The organism is Anaerolineales bacterium, assembly GCA_003105035.1.
In the GTDB taxonomy this organism is placed as follows: Bacteria; Chloroflexota; Anaerolineae; order Anaerolineales; family UBA4823; genus FEB-25.
This window is the reverse complement of record PQAL01000013.1, coordinates 34,320-57,180: the sequence shown is the minus strand read 5'-3', so window position 1 is coordinate 57,180 and position 22,861 is coordinate 34,320. Positions and strand designations below refer to the sequence as shown.

At 52.7% G+C, this 22,861-nt stretch carries 19 protein-coding genes and 1 pseudogene; 15 read left to right on the top strand and 5 right to left on the bottom strand.

Annotation, left to right across the window (positions count from 1 at the left end; genetic code table 11):
• Positions 1-212 precede the first annotated feature (212 nt).
• From C3F13_06280 to C3F13_06255, 6 genes and pseudogenes are all read left to right on the top strand, one after another.
• Positions 213-2,870, top strand: a complete 2,658-nt coding sequence (locus tag C3F13_06280) for a two-component system response regulator (GenBank protein ID PWB54621.1) — start codon at positions 213-215, stop codon at positions 2,868-2,870.
• A gap of 98 nt (positions 2,871-2,968) precedes the next feature.
• Positions 2,969-4,609: an ABC transporter gene (locus C3F13_06275; protein ID PWB54620.1), complete on the top strand. Its 1,641-nt coding sequence runs from the start codon at positions 2,969-2,971 to the stop codon at positions 4,607-4,609.
• Positions 4,593-5,102 carry an adenylate cyclase gene (locus C3F13_06270; protein ID PWB54619.1) on the top strand — a complete coding sequence of 170 codons (510 nt, stop codon included), beginning with the start codon at positions 4,593-4,595 and terminating at the stop codon, positions 5,100-5,102. Before C3F13_06275 ends, C3F13_06270 begins: the two co-directional genes overlap by 17 nt.
• On the top strand, positions 5,099-5,542 hold the full coding sequence (locus tag C3F13_06265; GenBank protein PWB54618.1) for a hypothetical protein: 444 nt from the start codon (positions 5,099-5,101) through the stop codon (positions 5,540-5,542). Before C3F13_06270 ends, C3F13_06265 begins: the two co-directional genes overlap by 4 nt.
• A 128-nt stretch (positions 5,543-5,670) precedes the next feature.
• Positions 5,671-6,912: an MFS transporter gene (locus C3F13_06260; GenBank protein PWB54617.1), complete on the top strand. Its 1,242-nt coding sequence runs from the start codon at positions 5,671-5,673 to the stop codon at positions 6,910-6,912.
• Between the two features lie 139 nt (positions 6,913-7,051).
• A pseudogene (locus C3F13_06255) lies at positions 7,052-8,561 on the top strand (fumarate hydratase).
• A gap of 78 nt (positions 8,562-8,639) precedes the next feature.
• Here C3F13_06255 and C3F13_06250 read toward each other — a convergent pair.
• Positions 8,640-9,320 carry a hypothetical protein gene (locus C3F13_06250; protein ID PWB54616.1) on the bottom strand — a complete coding sequence of 227 codons (681 nt, stop codon included), beginning with the start codon at positions 9,318-9,320 and terminating at the stop codon, positions 8,640-8,642.
• A gap of 136 nt (positions 9,321-9,456) precedes the next feature.
• Between C3F13_06250 and C3F13_06245 the strand changes: the two genes are divergently transcribed.
• From C3F13_06245 to C3F13_06215, 7 genes are all read left to right on the top strand, one after another.
• Complete coding sequence (locus C3F13_06245; protein ID PWB54615.1) at positions 9,457-9,867, top strand: hypothetical protein; 411 nt, start codon at positions 9,457-9,459, stop codon at positions 9,865-9,867.
• Between the two features lie 24 nt (positions 9,868-9,891).
• Complete coding sequence (locus tag C3F13_06240) at positions 9,892-10,680, top strand: hypothetical protein (GenBank protein PWB54614.1); 789 nt, start codon at positions 9,892-9,894, stop codon at positions 10,678-10,680.
• 207 nt (positions 10,681-10,887) lie between these two features.
• Complete coding sequence (locus tag C3F13_06235) at positions 10,888-12,366, top strand: hypothetical protein (protein ID PWB54613.1); 1,479 nt, start codon at positions 10,888-10,890, stop codon at positions 12,364-12,366.
• Complete coding sequence (locus C3F13_06230; protein PWB54612.1) at positions 12,363-13,268, top strand: hypothetical protein; 906 nt, start codon at positions 12,363-12,365, stop codon at positions 13,266-13,268. The genes C3F13_06235 and C3F13_06230 overlap by 4 nt, the downstream gene beginning before the upstream one ends.
• A 3-nt stretch (positions 13,269-13,271) precedes the next feature.
• Positions 13,272-14,132, top strand: coding sequence for a protoheme IX farnesyltransferase (cyoE, locus tag C3F13_06225; protein PWB54611.1), 861 nt, complete (start codon positions 13,272-13,274; stop codon positions 14,130-14,132).
• 8 nt (positions 14,133-14,140) lie between these two features.
• Positions 14,141-14,749, top strand: a complete 609-nt coding sequence (locus C3F13_06220; GenBank protein ID PWB54610.1) for a hypothetical protein — start codon at positions 14,141-14,143, stop codon at positions 14,747-14,749.
• 21 nt (positions 14,750-14,770) lie between these two features.
• Entirely contained in the window at positions 14,771-15,463 is a 693-nt protein-coding gene (locus tag C3F13_06215; protein PWB54609.1) for a hypothetical protein, read from the top strand.
• A gap of 45 nt (positions 15,464-15,508) precedes the next feature.
• On the opposite strand, the gene C3F13_06210 is transcribed toward C3F13_06215, so the two are convergent.
• The gene (locus C3F13_06210; GenBank protein PWB54608.1) at positions 15,509-17,542 is read right to left on the bottom strand and encodes a hypothetical protein; all 2,034 of its coding nucleotides are present in this window, start codon (positions 17,540-17,542) and stop codon (positions 15,509-15,511) included.
• Positions 17,543-17,717: 175 nt separating this feature from the next.
• Between C3F13_06210 and C3F13_06205 the strand changes: the two genes are divergently transcribed.
• Complete coding sequence (locus C3F13_06205; GenBank protein ID PWB54607.1) at positions 17,718-18,893, top strand: 4Fe-4S ferredoxin; 1,176 nt, start codon at positions 17,718-17,720, stop codon at positions 18,891-18,893.
• 18 nt (positions 18,894-18,911) lie between these two features.
• Complete coding sequence (locus C3F13_06200; protein PWB54606.1) at positions 18,912-20,117, top strand: hypothetical protein; 1,206 nt, start codon at positions 18,912-18,914, stop codon at positions 20,115-20,117.
• A gap of 130 nt (positions 20,118-20,247) precedes the next feature.
• Here C3F13_06200 and C3F13_06195 read toward each other — a convergent pair whose 3' ends face one another.
• From C3F13_06195 to C3F13_06185, 3 genes are all read right to left on the bottom strand, one after another.
• Positions 20,248-21,021, bottom strand: coding sequence for a hypothetical protein (locus C3F13_06195; protein PWB54605.1), 774 nt, complete (start codon positions 21,019-21,021; stop codon positions 20,248-20,250).
• A 139-nt stretch (positions 21,022-21,160) separates the two neighbouring features.
• Positions 21,161-21,916, bottom strand: coding sequence for a hypothetical protein (locus C3F13_06190; GenBank protein ID PWB54673.1), 756 nt, complete (start codon positions 21,914-21,916; stop codon positions 21,161-21,163).
• A gap of 4 nt (positions 21,917-21,920) precedes the next feature.
• Positions 21,921-22,793, bottom strand: a complete 873-nt coding sequence (locus C3F13_06185; protein ID PWB54604.1) for an amino acid ABC transporter permease — start codon at positions 22,791-22,793, stop codon at positions 21,921-21,923.
• Positions 22,794-22,861 lie beyond the last annotated feature (68 nt).

The following is a 22,861-nucleotide window of genomic DNA, read 5'->3' as shown; positions in this document are numbered from 1 at the left end:
GCTGGCATACGACACGTATTTCCATCCTACCGGTATTATCCTTCTGCCAGTTGTAAGGCTGGTTTCTGGCACAATTTGTGCAAATGATGCTTTATAATTACCTCGACCAATTGTCTACGCCCGTTGAATCAACTCATACTACCTGCCTCCAGCGATAGTAAGGAAGGCTTTATGAGTGTCATGTATATTAATAATAAAGATAGTAGGTCTTCATGAGCCATGAAGTCATCTTAGTTGTAGATGATAACCGCCAGATCAATGATTTCCTATCCCAGACAATGCTTCCAGGACTGGGCTATGATGTGGCGGTGGCGCGGGATGCCAATTCCGCAATTAAGGTCATCAAGCAGCACAACGGTAAACTAGACCTTATGCTGCTTGACCTACAGCTCCCTGACCTCACCGGCCTTGAACTGTTGCGGCGACTTTCTCAAGATGGATATCATATTCCCACCATTTTGATGACCGGACACGGCTCCGAGCAGGTAGCTGCCGAGGCGTTTCGCCTGGGAGTGCACGATTACCTGAGCAAGCCTCTCGATGAAACCCTGCTGACTGAAGCGATTACACGTTCAATGGCTGAGAGCCGGCTCCAACGCGAAAAGGCCATCCTGGATTCCCAGCTAGCTGAGCAGGTAGCCTGGCTCACCTCGCTCTCCAAGGTTGGCCAGAGCGTCACTTCCACTTTGGAGCTCGGCGAAGTGCTGGTGCGTATCGTGGAAGCTGGCGTTTCACTGACCAATGCTGAAGAGGGTTTCCTGGCCTTGCTTGACAAGGAAACTGGCCTGTTATATCTGCGGGCGGTCAAGAATATGGATGAAGATTCGATCAAGACCCTGCGGATCCCAATCACTGATTCACTGGTCGGGCAGGTGATCCAATCGAAACGCCCACTGCGTGCTGTCGAACCCAGCCTGCAGGCTCCGCTAAAAGTTTCCACCGGCTACCTGGTACACAGCCTGATGTATGTACCGATCCTTTCCAAAGGAAAGCCTCTAGGTGTGCTCTCAGTTAATAATCGCAAGAACAATGTGCCCTTCAAGGAAAAGGACGAAGAGGTACTGAACTCCCTGGCAGCTTATGCTGCCGTCGCCCTTGAAAATGCCGACCTATACCAGCAAGCCCGGAACGAGATCACCGAACGTCAGAAAGCTGAAGTTGCCCTGCGCGAAAGCGAAGAGCGCTATGCCCTGGCGGTGCGCGCTGCCAACGACGGTTTGTGGGATTGGAACCTGAAAAAAGGGCAGATCTATTATTCGCCGCGCTGGAAGCAAATGCTTGGCTTCGCGGAAGATGAAATCAGTGACAATCCCAATGAATGGTTCAACCGTGTCCATCCCGACGATATCACCCAGTTACGCACCAACATCTCCGCCCATGTAAAAGGATTATCAGCACATTTCGAGTGCGAGTACCGCATCCAGCATTCCAGTGGTGCCTACCGCTGGATGCTCAGCCGTGGCATGGCCGTCATTGGCTCTGATAAGACTGCCATCCGCCTGGCTGGTTCGCAGACGGATATTACGTTACGCAAGCAGGCTGAGACCAAGCTGTTGCATGATGCCTTCCACGATTCACTTACCGAGCTTCCCAACCGGGCCTTGTTCGTCGATCGTCTGAAGCACGTCATCGAGCGCAGCAAACGCGACCACAGCAACATCTATGCGGTCTTATTCCTGGACCTGGACCGTTTCAAAGACGTCAATGACAGCCTTGGCCACCTGACGGGTGACCAGTTGCTCGTGGCCACCGCCCACCTGTTGAAGTCTATCCTGCGCCCCATGGATACGGTGGCGCGCCTGGGTGGTGACGAGTTTGTCATCCTGCTTGAAGACATTCGGGATGTGAGTGACGTCACGCGTGTGGCTGACCGCATCCAGAAAAAACTCATGCAGGCTACCTTGCTGCCCAACCATACCATCTTCATGTCGGCTAGCATGGGAATTGTGCTGAGCACCACCGGATACAACCGCCCGGAGGATATCTTGCGTGATGCCGATACAGCCATGTATCGCGCCAAGGAGAATGGCCGCTCGCGTTATGAGATCTTTGACAGTGCCATGCGCGAACAGATCATGTTCCGTCTTGAAATCGAATCGGCTTTACGCCAGGCTATAGAGAAGGAAGAGCTAGATGTGTTTTACCAGCCGGTGGTGGATGTGAAACTGGGCCGGATCGTGTGGTTCGAAGCCCTGGTCAGGTGGAAACATCCCACACGTGGTTTATTAACGCCCAATGAATTCGTCCCCCTGGCAGACGAGACAGGTTTGATCATCCAGTTGGATCGCTTGGTGATGCGCAAGGCTGCAGCCCAGCTGGTCAAATGGCAAAAGCAGTTCACGAGCATACCGCCCATTGGGGTGAGTGTGAATATCTCTGGTAAGCATATCAATCAGATCGATTTCGTGGAGTACATCAACAAAACCCTCGAACAGACCGGCTTAAGCCCATCCAGCCTGAACCTGGAGATCACAGAGAATGCCGTGATGGGCAACTATGAGATCATCCTGGATGTGCTTGATAAGCTGAATGCCCACGGCATCCAGGTGCAGATCGATGATTTCGGCGTTGGTTATTCGTCATTAAATTACCTATCGCATTATGCGATCAAGGTACTGAAGATCGACCGTTCCTTCACAAGTAAGATACTCAAAGATCCTAACTATATGAAGATCGTCCAAGCTATCATCAAGCTGACCCACGGTTTGGGGTTGACGGTGGTCGCGGAAGGCGTGGAGACCAAGGAGCAGCTGACCCAGCTGAGCAAGCTGGAGTGCGAGTACATCCAGGGGAAATTAATCTCGATGCCTGCCGATGACTTGAAAATCACCAACCTGCTGCAAAAGGAACACCGTCTGAAGACACCTTAGCCATACATGGAAATTCCCACAAATATTGCTATCACTTGCAGGGCACAGTGGATGTACTGAGCCCTGCTTCATTTTTAACAGTGTTATACTTTTAGCGCATGATCCTCTTCTCCGATCTATCTTTCACCTACCCGGGTGCTAACCAGCCTGTTTTCCACGGGGTAAACCTGACCATCCCGGATGGTGCGCTGTGTTTGGTGATGGGCTTGTCTGGTTCAGGCAAGTCCACCCTGCTGCGCTGCATCAATGGCCTGGTTCCCCATTTCAGTGGTGGGCGTTTGAGTGGGACGATTCGAGTCGATGGGCAAAACCCGGCTGTGCTTTCACCGCGTGAGATGAGCCGAACGGTGGGCTTTGTCTTTCAAGACCCGGAGACCCAGTTCGTGGTTGACCGCGTGGAAGACGAAATTGCGTTTTCGCTTGAAAACGCTGCCCTGGCGCGCCAGGAAATGGAAAACAGGGTGGCTGCGGTGCTGGAATTGCTCGAGCTGACCCACCTTCGTACCCGCCGACTCGAAACCCTCTCCGGAGGGGAGATTCAACGGGTGGCAATTGCGGCAGCTTTGGCACTCAGACCACGCATCCTCGTTTTGGATGAGCCTACCTCCCAGCTCGATCCGCATGGGGCCGAGGAAGTGCTCGAAGCCCTGGTGCAGCTGAACAAGCAGCATGGTCTCACAGTCGTCCTGGCTGAACACCGCCTGGAACGGGTCATACCTCATGCCAGTCAAATCGTCTATTTATCGGAGGTGGTTCCAGAGGGGTTGTCGGGGGAACCAAGGGAAGTGTTAAGCCTTATCGACCTTAATCCACCATTGATTACCCTGGGCAAGCATTTTGGCTGGGAACCCCTCCCACTTACCATCGAAGAAGCCAGCAGCTTCGCCCAGTCAGGCTTGCCAGGATTTCATGAGCTTGGTGAAAAGACCCAAAATACACAACAAAAACCTCGTAAAGCTGCTGAGCCATTGATCCAGGCCATAGGATTAAAGGTGAATTTTGGTGATACTCAGGCGCTGCGTGGGGTGGACTTCCAATTATACCCGGGTGAGATCGCAGTGATGATGGGGCACAATGGTGCTGGTAAATCAACCTTACTGCGTACGCTGGTAGGCCTGACGCCTTTCGATGCCGGGAAGATCCTGGTCAGCGGTATAGATACCAAAGGCAAAACGGTTGCTGAGATCTGCCAGACGGTGGGATACCTGCCCCAGGACCCAAATGCGTTGCTATTTTCTGATACGGTGAAGGATGAGCTATTGCTCACCTTGATTAATCATCAAATGGACAGCGCCGCCCCTCAACATCAACCCCAGCTCTTATTAGATCGGTTGGGCATCGGTGATAAAGCCGATTGCTACCCGCGCGACCTGAGCACCGGAGAACGCCAGCGGGTTGCCCTGGGAGCGGTTATGGTCACCCAACCAGGGGCCTTGCTGCTGGATGAGCCGACACGCGGGCTCGACTATGCTGCCAAGCAAGCGTTGCTCGGTCTGTTAAAAATTTGGCGTGATGAAGGCATGGCTATCCTGCTGGTCACGCATGATGTCGAAATGGCTGTCCAGGCGGCAGATCGGGTCATCCTGCTGGATAACGGCCTTCTCGTGGCAGATGGCGAACCCTGGGAAGTGCTTACCGAATCACCGACTTTTGCGCCTCAGGTAGCGCGGATTTTCCCCCACCAGGGATGGCTCACGGTTAAAGACGTGATTGGAGAACAGGATGCCAGCCAACATTGAGATCAAAGCCCTTGTTTCCGATTTTGAAGCCCTGCGCCATAAAGCAGAAAAAATCAGCGATTCTCCCGTCCAGGTGATCCCACAAGAGGACACCTTTTTTAGCTGCCCCCATGGGCGGCTCAAGCTCCGCGAATTAGGGCCTGCTTGTGGGCAGCTGGTATATTACCTCCGTCAAGATATGGCGGGTCCTAAGCATTCAGAATACCAAATATCCAACACCACTGACCCGGCTGGATTGAAGCAGATCCTTGCGCAGGCATTCGGGGTGCTGGGAGTGGTGACCAAGGTACGTTACCTGTATCTGGCTGGGCAGACGCGCATCCATCTGGATGATGTACAAGGCTTAGGGAAATTTGTGGAGCTGGAAGTGGTCCTTCAGCCTGGCCAGTCAGATGCCGAAGGTCAGGCTATCGCCGATGACTTGATGAGCAAGCTAGGCATCCAGGAGGCTGACCTCATCGAAGGGGCTTATATGGACTTAATAAGAAAATGAACCGCGCACAGTGCATTGTCCATCGCGGCGCAGAAATCCTGATGGTCAGGCACTGTCTGTATGGTGATGAATGGTGGTGCCTGCCAGGTGGGGGTGTTGAGCCGGGGGAGAGCTCCGCTCAGGCTGCCTTGCGCGAGCTAAAAGAAGAATGTTGCGTGGAGGGTGAGATTACTCGCTTGCTGTCTTCCTATACTGATGATGAAGGTACTGATAGTATCACCTACCTGATAGATATTGGCGACCAGCAACCGCACATGGGTAGCGACCCTGAATTAATTCACCGCGAGCAAATTCTGAAGGAAATCCGTTGGATGAAGCTGGAAGAAATCTCGGAACGCGACCGGGCCTACCTGTGGGCGTCAGGGCTATTATGCGTTCCGGTTTTTCTTGCGGAAGTATCGAGCTGGGGTGATGTCATCAGCTACCCCGTCCATAAATAAAAGTATAATAACCCTATGTGCGATTGCTTTCACCCTCCCCGTTGATCTGTAATCTTTCATAATTATGCCCGTGCACCACCTCCTTTTCTCACCCTGCATTGAGTTCCACTGGAGAGAAGGAGGCTGAAATGATTCAACTAGACAATCCCAAGCGTTCTGTCTATCTTTCAAGGATCTTGCGAGGTATCACCTCGCTGACGTTCCTGTTCCTTATTATCGAGTTCTTTGATGAGCTGAACTACAGCGTTGGCAACGCGGCATTACCAGCGCTGCGTAACGATCTCAGGTTGACCTATGTCCAGGTCGGCATGCTGTTAGGGCTGCCATCCATGATCAACACGTTTATTGAGCCAGTGTTGATGCTGGTTGGAGATACCAGATATCGCAAGCACATCATGCTGGGTGGTGGCCTGGCGATAACGTGTTCTTTGCTCGTTATCGCCTGCACGCATTCCTTTGTACTGGTTCTGATCGGCTTCATCATCGCATTCCCTGCTTCAGGGGCTTTTGTCTCCCTTTCCCAGGCCACCTTGATGGATCTCAACCCCAGGCGCGAGCCGCATATGATGGCCAGGTGGACACTTGCTGGCTCGATAGCTAACCTGGTGGGACCGTTGATCCTGGCAGCTGGCCTTGCCCTGGGTTATGGTTGGCGCTGGGCGTATTTTGGCCTGGCATTTTTCTGCCTGGTATTAGTCGTATTAACCTGGCTCAGGCATATCCCCATGCCTCACCTGATCCGGCTGGATCAACCTGTAGCCCGACCGATCAAGGACATATTATCCGGGTTGTGGGTATCGATACGCAACCCGATGCTCATGCGCTGGCTGATCCTGGTTCAGTTCTCGGATCTGTTGCTGGATGTGTTGACTGGCTACCTTGCGCTGTACTTTACGGATGTGATGGGCTTTACCCCGGCACAGGCCAGTCTGATGTTCAGTATTTTGATGGGCGCTGGGTTGGTTTCGAATATTGTGCTCATCCCCCTGCTCGAGAGGGTTCCTGGTCGGTCTCTCGTGCGGCTATCTGCCGCAGTGACTGGCATCCTGTATGCTGCCTGGCTGATCCTCCCCTGGTTATGGGCCAAGATCGGATTGATCATCCTGATCAGGCTGGTGACCCTGGGATGGTACGAAGTGCTCCAGGGGGAGGCGTTTGCTTCTACCCCCGGCCGGTCAGGCACAGTGATGGCGATTAATTCTGTCGTCGGACTGCTAGGAGGGGGCATTGCATTCCTGATCGGTTGGGTGGCTGCCCGAGCTGGGCTGCAAGCTGCCCTGTGGATTCTTCTGGCCGGGCCAATCAGCTTGGTCCTATTTGTACCCCGTACAATACTAACCAAGCATGCTCCGCAGGAGCCTCCTCATTAAACGGGTGGATTGTCATATTGAATCATTACCAGTTGTCAGTATCCAGCACCTGCCAATGCGTGTAAAATCTAGCTTAGCCAACATGCAGTACATCGTTTATCAGATTTGAACTTTAATTCATGAACCTGCGGAGGTCATCATGCAAGATATCACCGAGAATATCCTTGAGCTTGTCCGGCTGACGTCCACCGACCTTCCGCCGGATGTGGAAGCTTCCATCCGACGGGCGGTTGACCAGGAAGAGCCCGGCTCAGCAGCCCGTGGAGCGCTGGAAACCATCCTGAATAACGTGGAGCTGAGCCGAAAAAACTCCACTCCCATTTGCCAGGATACCGGCACCCCGATTTTCTATGTCTATTCCCCGGCCGGTTGGAGCACGCTTGCTTTACGCCAGCAAATTGAAAATGCTGTTGTTTCAGCCACAAAGAAAGCTTATCTGCGACCGAATTCGGTAGACTCGATCTCCGGCAAGAACAGCGGCAATAACCTGGGCGGCCGGCATTTTCCCAGCATTCACTTTGAAGAAATCGAGGGCGATACCCTTACCATTGAGCTGATGCTCAAGGGCGGGGGCTGTGAGAATGTAGGCGCCCAATACTCACTACCTGATGATGCCTTGAATGCCGGCCGTGACCTGCCTGGTGTACGCAAGGTTGTGCTGGATGCAGTTTACCGGGCACAAGGCCAGGGATGCGCACCGGGCATCCTCGGAGTTGCCATCGGTGGTGACCGGGGCTCAAGTTACTACGCCTCCAAGGAAACCCTGTACCGAAAAATGGATGATACCAACCCCGACCCGCAGCTGGATGCCCTGGAAAAACGCCTGGTCGATGAAGGCAATCAGCTGGGGATCGGCCCAATGGGATTCGGTGGCAAGACCACCCTGCTGGGTACCAAAGTTACCCATCTTAACCGTCTTCCTGCCAGCTTCTTCGTCAGCGTGTCTTACATGTGCTGGGCGTACCGCCGGCGCAAGATGACTATCACCGGCGACCTGGTGAAATACGAGTAAACGGAGGATCGACATGCGAACACTTAATATGCCCCTCACAGACGATACCATCCGCAGCCTGAAGGTTGGTGACCCGGTCCTATTGAACGGGATCATGATCACCGGACGGGATGCTGCCCATAAATGGATGGTGGATACCTTCATTAAGAAGACACGTGAACCCAGCGGTGATGATCTTGAAGTCTATGAAGCGATCAAACCTTTACTCAACGGGAGCGTGATCTACCACTGCGGCCCTGTGGTGGCCGGGCTGGACACGAAACAGTACAAATTTGTGGCGGCTGGACCCACTACCAGTATCCGCGAAGAGCCCTATCAGGGCATCGTCATGAAGCATTTCAATGTCAAGGGCGTCATTGGCAAGGGCGGCATGGGTCCCAAGACCCTGGTAGCCTGCCAGGACGTGCCCGGGGTTTACCTGCACGCCATTGGAGGGGCGGCTTCATTGATCGCCCAATCAGTCACGCGCGTACTGGGTGTATATAAGCTGGATTTCGGCGTGCCTGAAGCCATGTGGGTCACCGAGATCAAAGACTTCCCCGTGGTGGTCACCATGGACAGCCATGGGGGTAGCCTGCATGCCAGCGTTGAAGCCCACTCGAAAGTGGTTTTGCAACAGCTGCTATCGATTAAATAACTCAGAGGATGATTATTTGAAAGGGCACCTGTGAAACCACGGTGCCCTTTATTTATAGATTTGGAACCCTGGTTCCCGTTATCCGCGAACCTTACGCACAATGCCCAGCAAGCCATCCCGATCGGTGATCTCGAACTCTGTGCGGGTGATCTTGATGAGCTGCTCGTCGGCGAATTGCTGTAAAAAGCGGCATACCACTTCACGGGTTGAGCCAATGCGGGCTGCCATGTCGTCCAGGGTCAACGAGCGTGCTACCGGTCCAGCGGCTGATTGCCCGGGGTAATCGATCAACAATCTAGCCAGGCGGCCTGCTACAGGCTGGAAGGCAAGCTCTTCCACGATCTCACTGGCGCGCAGCATGCGGCGGACCATCAGCCGGCTCAGCTCCCACGACACACCCCCGTTCTGCATGAGCACCGGCAGCATCTGCTCTCGCGACCACAGGTATACGCTGCTCTGGCTGTCCGCTTTTAAAGCTACAGGCATGGGCAGGTTAAGATCAAAGAAAGAAACTCCCCAAAAGACCTCATCTGCTTTGAATGTCGTGGCAACCAGGCTGCGACCTTCCAACGATTCTTTGATGGCACTGATCGAGCCTTTCAGCAGGTAAAAGAGGTATGGCCAGGTATCCCCGGGATGGGTCAAATACTGCCCTTTGTGATACTGCCGGATGATGGCGCCTTCTATCAGGTCATCCAGCATACGCTCATTTAGGTTACTGAAAACGATATTCTGTTTGAGTAATTGACTGGTCTCCATGCCGCCACCTCACCAAGTCATTATACCTGCAGATAAAACTAACCTGACCTGGATTTGCTTTAAGGCAAAGACATGGTTGAAGCTTTGTGTTACATTTCACATAACAGAGATCATCTCAGCATGGGAATAGATATCATTGAATATTAAACTATGCCTGGCGCTCATTAGCCTCGCCATTTTCAGCGTGGGCTGCGGGAAGGCAGAACCCGTTTGCCCCCCAGCCACGGGCACCCCGCAGTACCTGTCGGTCCCCCCTGATCAGTTACCCACTCCAATACCCGCTAAGGGTCAATCCCAAATGAAGATTGGCAACCAGGAGCTACAGGTAGACAAAATTATCGACGGTCCGCTGTGTAATGATACCTGGAGTGGGGTGGTCTATGTTGGCTGCGATGTCCAGGTTTATCCCTGGGTGGAGGAGCCCTTATTTCTCAAGCAATGCCAGCTAACGATAGAGCCACAGACGGTCGTTTATGTGGCGGATCACAACAATTCAGCCTATTACAACGGTTGCTCATGTCATACGGGGGCAACCCCCGAACCTTGATGCAGATAAAAGAGGAGAATGAATATGAAAAAAGAAAACTTGATCGGTGGCATCCTGTCCATCATAGCAGCCCTGATGGGGATCATTGGGCATATGATCTTGTTCCTCAAGTGGTACCAAATCGGCATGCACACCCCCTCCGCAGAGCCTGGCTGTGAGATATTACTAAAGACCATTCACCCCTTGATGGCTGACCTGGGTATGCTGGCTGGAGTGATGTTCGCCGTCAGCGCCTATGGCTTTTTTACTCGCCGAAATTGGGCATTCTTCGTCTCGGTAATTGCCCTGGTATTGGCCTTGTTAGGCAGCTGGTTCATCAATGTGCCATATATGGCTGCTGGTCTGCCGCCAATTTACTTCCCTCTATTCTGGCCTTACCTGGTCTTATACTTCTTGTTCCTGGTCGTGGTTGGCAAAGTACCCTGGAGCCGCACCTTGTTGGGTTTGCTGACGGGGATTGCTTATATCTTCTGCTGGATGAACGGTGTCGCCAGCACCAGCCGTATCATCACCATCGGAGCGCCGATATTCACCCTGGTTCAGCACCTGCATTGGGTGGCGATGCTCGGTTTTGCGGTTGTGACGGTCGGGATTATCATGAAGCCGCGGGAATGGATGCGTGTTGTGGGCCTGATTGCTGCGGTCGCAGAGCTGGTGGTAGGCATCCCGCTGACCATCGCCACTGCCCAGGCACTGGGACGCTTCTCTCTCTTCGCCCTGGCGCCCATCTCCTGCCTGATCCTGCTTGTCCTGCTAGTCTGGCCCAACCTGTGGCAGAAGTGGACACAGGCAGAAGAAACTGAACAACCTTAGAACCCGGTGTAGGTGTGGCTTAACCAGCGATGTATTTGGAGTTTTTCCGAAGGCAAATTTCCACCCCTGGAATTTTGCTGCCAGAATAGTGATTTTTATCATGGGAAAAACCGGCTGATTCATGCAATAATATTACTTGCTGACTTTTTATTGTATAAGTGAAGGACGGGTTACACATCTACTGATTTTTAACATAGAGGATTGCTCATGGGTTTTTTCAAGGATCGGCTGAAATATCTGTTTGCATCGACTAAGGGGCTTATCCTGGTTGCCATTGCCATGATCGCCCTGGAGACAGCCATCTTCGGTATGCTTTCGGGACCGATGGCAGAGTACGGGGTGCGAGATGTGGTGGTGAAGCTGCTGAGGATGGACCTGGTGCAGGCAGAGCGGGAAGGTCGCATCATCATCCTCTACCATTCTATCGCCATGGCCATGGTCGCCATCGAGACCTATATCATCACCGCCATGCTCAAGATGAAGGCGTTTTATAAGACCACCATCCGCCTGCTCATCACCATTGGTTATTTATCCGCCATGATCTTTGGCATGGGTTTCGCTTATTGGGGTCATATTTGGCCTTTACACGGTTTATACATTGCCGGGCTCTCCATTGTCTTTATCGCTGGCCTGCTGCTTGCCATCGCACTCTGGCCCTGGAACCCGGAATATTATCAACCCGATAAAGCCTACTCCAGGTCGAAGAAAGGTGTGGATATCGAGCGGGTGGCTTTTTTTGCCATGGCCGTTACCACCCTGCTTTCGGTCCTTTTTGGCGCAGTTCCCGGCTCGTACTTCGGCAATGGTTTCCAGGCCTTCCTGGCTGAAAACATCATCCGCGCCCCCGAAAAGACCACCCTGCAATTCTCGGTCATCGGCCACCTGCACATCATGCTGGCCCTCATCGCCATTGCCCTCACGCTGATTGTCGGGCGCTGGTTGGATTTTAAAGGCGTCTTGCATAAGATCGCCATGCCGCTGATGATCCTGGGCACGATCGTGCTCAACCTGGGTGTCTGGGGCGTGGTCACTCCCCTGGAACCGGCCGCCCACATGATCATCTATATGGGTGCCACTCCCTCCATGCTGGCTGCGTTGTTCCTGGTGATCTTTGGCTGGGATAAGTTTATCCGCCAGGGCATCCGTGGAATTCCCAAACCCAACCTAGGACATAAACTGTCCGCTCTGGTCCGTGATCCCTTGAAGTTCGGTGCCCTGTGGCAGATGGTGTTCATGAACTTCACTGTCAGCGGTATCGGTATTTTCATGGCAGTCAGGCTGGACGAGATTTTCCGCCTCTGGCCAGCCCGCGAAGAGCGCATTGAGCTGACCGGGCACTGGCATATCCTTTCAGCCATCATTGCCACGATCATCCTGCTGTATTATGGTGATCTCATCGGCTTGAAAGGGAAAATCCGCCAGTGGTATGGCTGGGGCATCATTGTCCTGTCTGACCTGGCGTTTGCATCCGTGACTATATTTGAAATGAAACGACTCTTTGTGAGTGAAGCCGAGCAGCAGCCGCTGGTTAATACCATCATGTTGTTGACTGATGTTGCCTTGGGTTTATTACTGGTGATTTTAGCCGCTTTGCTGGTCTGGCGGCTGATCGATCTGTTCAAGTGCAAGGGGCGGTGGGCTGAAGAGGCAGCTGAAGAACAGCTGGCAATGGAGGTGAAGCCATGAAACTCCTGGCGTTGCTTCTTATCCTGATGGCAATTTTGCTGACTGGCTGTGCCTCTGTTAACCTGGCAGCCCCTATGCCGGTGTTCGATACAGGTGTTGACCCAGAAGCATGGGTCAACATCCCCGCTGGAGAGTTTCTTTCCGGGCAGTACGACGAGCCGGTTACGATCGCGTATGATTACCAGATCATGCTCACGGATGTAACTGTAGCACAATACGTCAGCTTCCTCAATTCAGGATTGGCTGATGGCAGCTTGAAAATCGATGGTGACCAGGCTGTTGTTTACTATCCTGGCGATGCATTTCATGGTGTGAAGCATGAGGTCGAGATCACTCCAGGTGACTATATTGTCATTCCGCTCAATGATCCAGCTTCGCGCTTTACTTTCGATGGCTTGCAATTTAGCGAATTAAGTGGATATGAGAATCACCCCGTGACGAATGTATCCTGGTTTGGAGCCTGGTCTTACTGCGGTTATAATAGCGGTAGGCTGCCAACCGAGCTGGAGTGGGAAAAGGCCGCACGTGGCCCGGCGGACAACCGACCATTCCCGTGGGGTGAGGAGATTGGCCGTAACAATGCCAATTACTATGCCAGCCAAGACCCTTACGAAGATATGGGCTCATTCGGATCCTGGACGACCCCAGTGGGCTTCTATAATGGGCAGAGCTATGACGGTTACCAGACTTTGAGTTCCGCAAGCCCCTATGGATTGTACGATATGGCTGGGAATGTCTGGCAATGGACTGGGAATGTATATGAAGGGCAACACTATCGCTATCTCCGCGGTGGCTCGAAGGATACGTACGACATGGACTTGCGCATTTGGGTAAGGAACAACGCTACACCTACATATTACAGCCCTGCTGTTGGCTTCCGCTGTGCCCGAGGGGGTGATTGAGCTATGCGCATTTCACAATTGTTCAGGACGAAATTTAAGGCATATCTACCACTCATAAAAACCCTACAGACCGGTTTACTGCTATCCACCGGCGTGGCTGGCTACATGAGCGCGCATACCCATTTATCCCTGGGCACACTTCTTGGATTAGCTGGCAGCCTGTTCCTGGCCATCAGCGGGTCGACCATCCTGAACATGTGGTATGACGCAGATATCGATACGGTGATGAACCGCACCCACAACAGGCCATTGGCTTCGGGGCAAGTCACCCGCCGTGAGGCCTTATGGCTCGGCTTGTTATTATCCTTTGCCGGTGTAAGCTGGGCAATTTCGTTGAATGTGCTGTATGGTATTGTAGTATTCAGCGGACTGTTCTTCGATGTGATTGTCTACACCATCTGGCTGAAGCGCCGCACCTGCTGGAGCATCGTGTGGGGCGGTATTTCCGGCGGAATGCCCATTCTGGCTGGGCGGGTGCTGGCGGTTGGTCATATTGATGTGGTGGGCTTGCTGCTCATGATGGCAGTGCTGTTCTGGATACCGACCCATATCCTCACCTATACCATGCGCTATTATGATGATTACCAGGCAGCTGGCGTGCCAACCTTCCCATCATCCTATGGTTTCGATGCTACACGGGCCATCATTGCCCTCTCCGCCATCATTGCAGCTGCTTCGATCGGTGTAGCAGGAGTAATGATTGGCATCCAGGCTGGAGCGCTGCGCTTGATGGCTGTTCTGTCCTCGGGCCTTTTGTTGCTCTCCGTGGTGACAGTTTTTCGCCCCTCCGAACAGGTAAACTTTAGCCTGTTCAAGTATGCTTCTATCTATATGCTTGCATCAATGATCCTGCTATCCCTATAATCAGGCTGTTGAAGAAGCTAACCCCTCTCGATCGCATCCTGCTGCTCATTACCTGCCTTTTGGCAGCCTATATGGTCGTTGTGGGTATCAACGGCCTGGAAGGCATCCCTACGATTGCATATACGATCGCTTTTGGGGTGCTGATCGTCGCCAGCTTGCTGGTCATCATCCTCGGTTTTGATGTCTTGAACAGCCGGGTCGTGGTGATCGTTTCCACTATCATCCCGCTCAGCCTTTCCCTGGGGCTGATCTGGGAACACGTCGAAAAATACAAGCTAGCCTACCTTATCTTCACCATAGCAGGCTTCCTGGCCATCATTATTACCCGGACCATTAGCTTCCCATCCCAGGTATCGGTGGTTATATTAACCATCGTGCACGGGGCGGCAGGGATGGTCGTGTTTCTCTTGCCCACTATCCTGGCTGCCCAAGGCATCACCGCACCGGGCTTTGCTTTTGTGGGTCTTGGCGGCGCCTTGATGGGATTGGGCGGTTTGCTGCTCTATTTTTTGCGTACGGGGAGGCCGATCGTATCGCGTGAGATCATCTTGAGCATCCTACCGGCATTGTTCATGCTGACTACCCTGGCATTTGTCACTGGTTTCAGGCTTGCATAACGTATCTAAAGGAGAATGCAAATGAAAGATAAATGGTGGGCTAAGGTTTTACGCATCATTGGCATCGTGTTGATGGGATTGACAGCAGTCTTCACCTTGATGGGTGGGATCGGGACTACCTGTGTTGCTCTCAACCCAACCGGTTTTAGCGGCTCATTTTCAGGGATTGCCCCATACCAATGGTTGTATATCCTGTTCGTAATCGTGACTACTGCCTTTGGGGTGATGGGTGTCCGGGCGGTCGTCCTACTCATCCGCAACCGACCAAATGCCTACCGCTATTCCCTCATTGCCCTGATCGGTGGATCAGTCGTCGGCGTCATCCACATGCTGGTCTCACGGAGCCTGCGCGGTAGCTCCATGCCGGTGGACATGGTGACCTACGTCAACCTGCTCACCCTGGTAGTCTTCCTGATCTACCGCATCCCAGGTTTATGGGAGCATATTGGTTATGGCCGTCCGCATCCGTCCAACACAGCCGGCCTGGCAGGTGGATCGGCAGCTATCGCCATGGGTGCGATGTGCTTGACTATCCAGTACTTTATGGGATTTACCCATACGATCACTGGAGTTAACTATGCTGATGTTTGGCACATGCCGTTCCAGATAGCGGGCTGGTCCTTGGTGATCATCGGGCTATCCCTGGTGATGTGGAGCGCAGGGTTAATAAACCATAAAGCGTACCTGAAAGAAGCTGCACCAGCCTCCAATTAAAAAAATCCCGGAGGCATTTCCTCCGGGAAGGTTGTCAATCAAAGCTCATGGGCAAGCTTGCAGGCTCACGTCATCCACGAACATCGATGAGATGCCGCCTGTGCCATTATTGTATGTGCCCCACTGCAACATGATCGTCCGCCCAGCGAATTCCTTCAGGTCCATGATATTGTTCGTCCATACCTGGCTATTGCTGCGCATCCATAGCAGGGTATCAATCCAGTATTGGTTTTGATCCAGCACCAGCAAGTATTGGGAATCATCAGCCATAGGCTCGAGACCGAAGAACTGCGTGCGTTCAGGCATGGGCAAGGATCCCAGTGTTGTTCCGCTACTTTGCGGGTAAACCCACATATTCAAGGTGACGTGGTTGGCATTCGAGGGGATGCTGACCACCTGCCGGAAGTCGGAATAGCTGTAGGTGTTATCAGCCGAGTTTGTGATCCCGGTACGCATTGAGCGGAAGGGGGAATGATACTGGGCATTGGAGTAGGCCGCCGGGTAGTTGGTCTTCAGGATGATCCAGCCATTATTGCTGTCGAAATTATTGTTGACGATCAGCTCCTGGCACTGGCCGGGGGGTGGGGTCGGCGTGGCTGGGCAGTCACTCAAGCTGACATCATCCACGAACATGCTGGTTATGCCATTATAGCCATCGTTATAGGTTCCAAACTGCAGGTAGATTTTCTGGCCAGCATAGCGGCGCAGGTCGAACTCATAATAATGCCAGTAGCCTTCAGCTGTGCGTTGCCACACCAGGGTGTCGATCCAATTTTGGTAGCGATCCAGGATCAGTACGTACTGTAAATCGCCACTAAGGACAGTCTGCTCGAAAGGCCTTCCGGTAGGAGTGATCGCCTCGAGCTGGGACATGCTTTTCGTTTCCCCGCTCAAGGTGTAAAGCCAGAAGCTGGCCTTGGCAACAGCTGCGCCATAGGGGATGGTCACCGCCTGGCGGAAATCTGAGTAACTGTACTTATTTTCTCCGAGATTAAGTATTCCCGTACGCATCGAGCGGGCGCCGCTATGAGCCTGGACGGTGGAATAACCTGCAGGGTAGGCAGTATTGGGGATCTCCCAATCGCTACTCGACTCAAAACCAGGGTTGCGGATCAGGTTCGTGCATGGACCTGGTGGGGGGGTGGGAGGAGGAGGCCCTCCCGGGCAGATTTCCAAAGAGACATCATCGACGAACAGGGAAGATATTCCATCATAGCCATCGTTATAAGTGCCGAAATGGAGGTAGATGGTTTTGCCAGCATAACCAACCAGATTGAACTGTAATTGGGTCCAGGTCTGGCTATTGCTGATCTGCCAGACCAGGGTGCCGATGGTATTGAGGTTACTGTCCAGGATCAGCACGTACTGTACATCCCCTGACATTTGGGCAGCATCCACGGATGCACCTGCATCGGGTTTGTGCGGTAATGCCTGCCCCATTACTTGCCCGCTATAAGGTTTGATCCAGAAAGTGAGATAAGCACTGGTGCTTCCGGATGGGATACTCACCTTTTGGCGGGTGGATGAATAGCTGTAGATATTGTCCGCCGGGTTAACGATGCCTGTCCGGGCTGAGCGGCTGCCACTGTGTTTTTCAGAGGTGGTGTACCCCGCGGTATATGCGGTGACGGGGAACTCCCAACCAGAGTTATCTTCAAAACCACTATTGATCACCACCTGGGAGCAGCTCACCTGAGCTGTAAAGTTCAATTTTTCTACGTTAGGGGGGACGATCACGGAAGATGAGCTCGGCGAAAATACTGTGCCCCCCTGGGATGGGGTGAGCACATATGAACCGTCATTTAGACCATCGATGACATAATCGCCCTCCAGATCCGTAACTACTGACTGGCCGTGATCGGTACGAATTGTGACCCCTGGAAGGGGAACGCTTTGAGGGCTGAGCACCCTACCACTTATCGATTGGCCTCCCTGTGGCTCCTTGAAAAGCATGGGCAGGTAAACTACTGCATCAGCCAGAAGAACACCATCCTGAGCCCTGGCAACAACGATCCCAATGCCGGATAAGAACATCAGGATCAAAAATATATACCCGATTTTACGCAGATTTTTAATCATTGCTTTCTCCTCCAGGCAGGTTACAGCTAGCTTGCCCGATACTATTATCAGTGTACAGAAATTAATATAAATAATCAAGCCCAAAATAGGGTATTAATAATTCTTTTATCAGGTACTCTCACCTCGCTTTCGTGATTTATAATATGCCAACTTCTCTGTTGAAAGGATCATTTACATGTCAGATAACCCTGCGAGCATTGTTTATTATGGCTCACCCCGGCAGGCGCGCCTTGAAGCCAAGGAGACCCTGCCGGCTAAACTTGACCTGCTCATCGACCAGCTGCACCTGCGCGACCGGGTGAAGGATGAGTCTGTGGTGATCAAGATGCATACGGGCAATAACATTGTTTATTCCACTATCCATCCGGTGTTTGTGCGTAAGGTGGTTCAGGCGATCAAGGATGGGGGTGGCAAGCCGTTCGTTGCGGATGTGAGTTGGGATGCGCGCGGCGCGGAAACCCGCGGATATGCCTCTGAGGTGATCGGCTGCCAGGTTTACCCGGCAGCAGGACCGGATGAAAAGTATTTTTACAGCCATCATCGTCCGTACAAAAATATCCAGGACTGGCACCTGGCCGGGATGATCCAGGATGCCACTTTCCTGGTCGATTTTGCTCATGTCAAAGGGCACCCCAGCTGTGGCTTTGGGGCAGCTTTCAAGAACCTGGCGCTGGGTTGCATGGTAGGTGAGACGCGCAGCGCCATCCATGATACGACGCAATACGATCAATATTGGTTCCCTGACAAGTGCCCGGATGAAGAAACTCGCCAGGCCATTAAGGCTGCCTGCCCGTTTGAAGCCCTGGTTGATGATAAAGAGCACCCCGGTGGGCTCCACATGCATATAGAACCATGCAATAATTGTGGTAGATGTCTTCAGGTTGCACCTCCAGGAAGTCTTAAGATTGATGCAGTAAATTTCCATGCCTTCCAAGAGGCCTGCGCACATAGCACGGCGATCACCCTTTCTACATTCAAACCCGGTAAGGCAATCCATATTAACCTGGCCACCCATATGACCCCCGTGTGCGATTGTTTTGGCTTCACCAGCATGCCCATCCTGCCCGATGCCGGCATCTTTGGCTCGGATGACATCGTGGCCCTCGAGCAGGCCACCCTGGATGTAATCGGCAAGAGCCGCTTGATCGAGGAAAATATCCCAACATGTATGGAAGTTCACACTCGTACAGGTCATCCCTTCCAGGTGCTTCACGGTCCACTCAAGGATCCGTACAAGGTCATTGAATATGGTGAGCAGATGGGTCTCGGCACTCGTAAGTATGAGCTGGTGGATGTGCTGCCCGTAGAGCTTATATCCTACGCCCCATTAGGATACATCCCGGCTCGTTAAGCGTCACTGATCGTAATCATGGAAACACGCCCGTTCCTCCGCTCGATCAAGGCCTGCCTCGGTGATTTTGTCTGGTTGGATTTCACCCATGCAAGTCTGCCGGAGGCACACCGCCTGCTTGGACAGCACGTGGCGCTCCAGGTGCATAAGATCATCACCCACCGGCTAGAAACGCTGCCACCTACCCGCATAGCCCAATTGTTCGACCAGGTACAACACTGCAAGCAGGCTCTTTTTCAAAAGGTGAGTGATTCCCATGTTGAGCCGCTTCTGCGAGTGGCACTGGATGAATACCTGGAATGTTTGGCAGCCTGGTCACGAGGATCAGGGCTGGATAATTATCACCACCCAGCCCTGGCGCCTCACCAACCCATTGGGAGTCTTGAGCTCGCATTGTTCCTGCAGAACGACAGCACTGGCTGCCAGACCGGCATGCTACGCTGTGATGATGGCACCATCACCCTATGGCATACCGAAGAGGATATCGAAACTGAGCCGGGCACTGGTTTCGACCAGCTGCGGATAGCTTCATTCAATGTGCAGGAAGGGCAAAGACAGGTGGTGATTAACGCTTTTATCTATCCCGATCTTCTACCTGGCCCCGCCTTTGGGTGGCGCAGTGATGGGTGTGTGCAGGCAGCTGACTTACTCTATATCAAGCCTTTAGCGCAGGGTACTCCGGCTATCCTGGGTAATATCGTCACCTGGTTGGCACTCCGCCTGGGAGCTGCATACGATACACAAGCCCTGATCGAGGCAATGCTGCCCACTTTCGATGGTTATGCCTTAAACGTTGCCACCGTGAAAGGAGGAGAAGTACAGGCTCTGAAATGCGAGTTTGGAGCGAGCTACTCCCTCCAGAGCAAATTGGAGAAGAAGCCTGGCTCCTACGTATACCAGGCCAATATCTTCACAGACGGGGCTGACCCACGAATTCAGGAGATTGAAGACTTGGTGCTGGAGGAACGAAGATGGTTTGAAGATCGAGCGGAAAACACACGCCATCTGATGGAGGCTCGAGGTGAGGCTAAAGCTGACCCGGGCGAGCTGCGGGCTCTTTTTAAGATGATCACTTCACAGGTGGGTGAGAAGTGGGCGTATGCCAACCAGCACGTCAAAGCCTATTTCCTGTGCCACCTGACTCAAAATGAGGCTGAATTATGGCTGGGAGTTGGTCCTGCGTTCCCGGATGACAAACCGACCGTAATCAAAATAATATTTTAGCCGCCTCAGGGAATATATCGCAGGCAAGGTGCATCACCATCAACCGATGGTGTAATCCCCATCCAAATAGATCGTGCTTCTCCCCGAACTTATTTGGTCTATATAGAATTACGCAAACAAGGAAGAGAACCTACTCCCGTTTGATTAACCCCATCACCACCCACGGCAGCATGGCGAAGATGCCTACCAGGGCAGGGCCAGGTAAGCCGAATTCGAAGTCTGCAAGTAGACTGCCTAAGCCGGTAATCACATAACTCCAAATCGCCAGGTAGTTGTAAGGGTCGCGTGGAGCGCCACCACCTGGTTTAATGCGGGCAATCGAGAGGAACAGGAAAAAGGTGAGAAAGGATGTCAGCCACCAGCCCCAATAGTTCTGTAGAGGAATGCCGAAGTAGGCTCCAGCCTGATCCCAAATCCAATGCCCTCCCGAAACCATCATTGGGTCCATCGCCAGATCCCAGGCCGTCATAGCCACCGCACCAATCGCTGCAGTGAGCAGGCGCCAAGTGAGCACGTTTTTAAGCGTAGGAGTGATCATTCTGGAGATGACCAGGGACGGGTACGTCATCATGAACCAGGCAACGGGGATGAGCAAGGGTACTAAACCCAGGAATTTATACCCGAGTTTATCGGTGTAGTGGTAAGCGCCATAAACCCACCCCGTGGCGACCCCCACGCATTCGAATAGCAAACTGATAACAAAAGTGAGACCGAGCAGTAGCAAGGTTTGTTTCCATCCCAGGTTTTGAGACCCGTGTAACAATGCGAAAGTGAAAGCCACCAGGGTTAGCAGGGGAGTGAAAAAGAGATGGTAGGGTAATCCCAGCGATGGGCCGATCAGCGTGTAAAGGGTCAGCAGGGCATAAATGGCGAGCAGGCTAATGGTCAGTCGTCGGATGGTCATTTTTCCGTGTCCACAGAAGATGATGGTGAGCTAGAAGAATTATAACAACCAATTTGCCGGGGTTGCGCAGCTAATCGGGCCAGGATATTTCGCCCAAATTAAAGAAAAACCGGGATCTGCGACCCCGGCTCCAATATGGTCATATCTGTTGCACTTTACGGATGGGTTCAAGGAACAGGCGCGTACGCTCGTCGAGCGGGTGGTTAAAGATCTGGTCTGCATCACCTGATTCGACGATCACTCCTTTATCAACAAACAGGATCCTGTCCGAAACGTCGCAAGCAAAACCCATCTCGTGGGTAACCACCACCATCGTGGTGCCTTCGAAGGCGATTCGCTTCATCACGTCCAGTACTTCCCCGATCAGCTCAGGGTCGAGGGCAGAGGTCGGCTCATCGAACAGCATCACCTTGGGTTCCATAGCCAGGGCACGCGCGATGGCCACGCGCTGTTTTTGCCCACCAGACAAGCGGATGGGGTGTACATCACACTTCTCCTCCAACCCCACCTTTTGCAGGAATTTCATCCCCATCGGGATAGCCTGATCCCTGGGCATTTTCTTAACTGTTACCAGGCCTTCAATGACATTCTGGAGAGCAGTCATATGCGGAAATAAATTGAAATCCTGGAAAACCATGCCAGTGTTCAGGCGCATTGTAACAGCCTTGTTCTGGTCGAAGCGGATGCCCGGCCCCATGGTCATCGTTTGGTCGGCAATGCTGATTGTGCCTGAAGAAGGTTCTTCCAAAAAATTTAAGCAGCGCAATAATGTGCTCTTGCCCGACCCGCTGCGGCCAATGATCACCAGCACTTCCTTGGGTGCTACCGTGAAGGAAACACCTTTTAGGACGTGCAGCATGTCGAACCATTTGTGCAGATTTTCAACGCGGATGATCTCATTATCGCTCATAGGCGTGCCTCATGCGCTTCTCTACGTATCCCACCCCCCAGGAAGAAACAATCGTTAGAGCCCAGTAGAAGAAAGCAGCAACAATGTACATTTCCATGAACTTGCTATCCACCCGGGCAAAGCGGCTGGCTCGAAAGGTCATTTCCCAGACGCCCATTACGGATACCTGGGCAGAATCCTTTTGCATGGCAATGAACTGGTTGCCGATGTCGGGGATGATCACACGGATGGCCTGGGGCAGGATCACGCGCCGCATGACCTGGATGCGACTCATCCCGATCGATTCAGCGGCCTCACGCTGGCCTCCGCTGATGGATTGGATGCCAGCTCGAAAGATCTCGGTCATGTAAGCACCGTAGTTAAGACTCAGGGCGAGTATACCGGTTTGAAAAGCGTTCAGGGTTAAAGCTTGCTGGAGTTGTGGATAACCTTTGGCTGCTAACGCGGCACCCATCATGGGCAATCCATTATAGATGATGAAAATTTGTACCAATAATGGGGTGCCGCGGAAGATGGAGACGTACAGACCGGAAATGCCCAAGGCAATAGAGTTATGCGAGAGGCGGGCAACGGCCCCGAGGAGAGCTAATATGGTAGCCAGGGCAATTGAGAGCACCGAAAGCAAAATGGTCGTCGATAAACCGGCTAAGACGAACTGGTAATGCGCAAACATATACGCAGGATCGAAATTAAATTGGAGCAGGATAATCGCCATAAAAACAATCATCATCACCCAGACGATTCCAATTTTGACCGTCATGATGATGCGCTCCCTGCGTTTTTGAGCCATTAAAGCCTCACCTATCCCGATGTCTGGGTCAAGACCCGGTTGGGCTGGTAATTTCATCGTATCTACTGCCATTGGTACCTCGCAATCCTAAGATACAAACTTATGGGGCTGACTGAGTGTTAATTCCTGGTATCTTCAAT

What these genes read in the sequence shown, in the direction of transcription:
- C3F13_06200 (PWB54606.1), top strand. Translation starts at nt 18,912, where the DNA reads ATGGAAACACGCCCGTTCCTCCGCTCGATCAAGGCCTGCCTCGGTGAT.
- C3F13_06230 (PWB54612.1), top strand. Translation starts at nt 12,363, where the DNA reads ATGAAACTCCTGGCGTTGCTTCTTATCCTGATGGCAATTTTGCTGACT.
- C3F13_06260 (PWB54617.1), top strand. Translation starts at nt 5,671, where the DNA reads ATGATTCAACTAGACAATCCCAAGCGTTCTGTCTATCTTTCAAGGATC.
- C3F13_06280 (PWB54621.1), top strand. Translation starts at nt 213, where the DNA reads ATGAGCCATGAAGTCATCTTAGTTGTAGATGATAACCGCCAGATCAAT.
- C3F13_06270 (PWB54619.1), top strand. Translation starts at nt 4,593, where the DNA reads ATGCCAGCCAACATTGAGATCAAAGCCCTTGTTTCCGATTTTGAAGCC.
- C3F13_06205 (PWB54607.1), top strand. Translation starts at nt 17,718, where the DNA reads ATGTCAGATAACCCTGCGAGCATTGTTTATTATGGCTCACCCCGGCAG.
- C3F13_06215 (PWB54609.1), top strand. Translation starts at nt 14,771, where the DNA reads ATGAAAGATAAATGGTGGGCTAAGGTTTTACGCATCATTGGCATCGTG.
- C3F13_06240 (PWB54614.1), top strand. Translation starts at nt 9,892, where the DNA reads ATGAAAAAAGAAAACTTGATCGGTGGCATCCTGTCCATCATAGCAGCC.
- C3F13_06195 (PWB54605.1), bottom strand. Translation starts at nt 21,021, where the DNA reads ATGACCATCCGACGACTGACCATTAGCCTGCTCGCCATTTATGCCCTG.
- C3F13_06265 (PWB54618.1), top strand. Translation starts at nt 5,099, where the DNA reads ATGAACCGCGCACAGTGCATTGTCCATCGCGGCGCAGAAATCCTGATG.
- C3F13_06185 (PWB54604.1), bottom strand. Translation starts at nt 22,793, where the DNA reads ATGGCAGTAGATACGATGAAATTACCAGCCCAACCGGGTCTTGACCCA.
- C3F13_06210 (PWB54608.1), bottom strand. Translation starts at nt 17,542, where the DNA reads ATGATTAAAAATCTGCGTAAAATCGGGTATATATTTTTGATCCTGATG.
- cyoE (PWB54611.1), top strand. Translation starts at nt 13,272, where the DNA reads ATGCGCATTTCACAATTGTTCAGGACGAAATTTAAGGCATATCTACCA.
- C3F13_06275 (PWB54620.1), top strand. Translation starts at nt 2,969, where the DNA reads ATGATCCTCTTCTCCGATCTATCTTTCACCTACCCGGGTGCTAACCAG.
- C3F13_06250 (PWB54616.1), bottom strand. Translation starts at nt 9,320, where the DNA reads ATGGAGACCAGTCAATTACTCAAACAGAATATCGTTTTCAGTAACCTA.
- C3F13_06235 (PWB54613.1), top strand. Translation starts at nt 10,888, where the DNA reads ATGGGTTTTTTCAAGGATCGGCTGAAATATCTGTTTGCATCGACTAAG.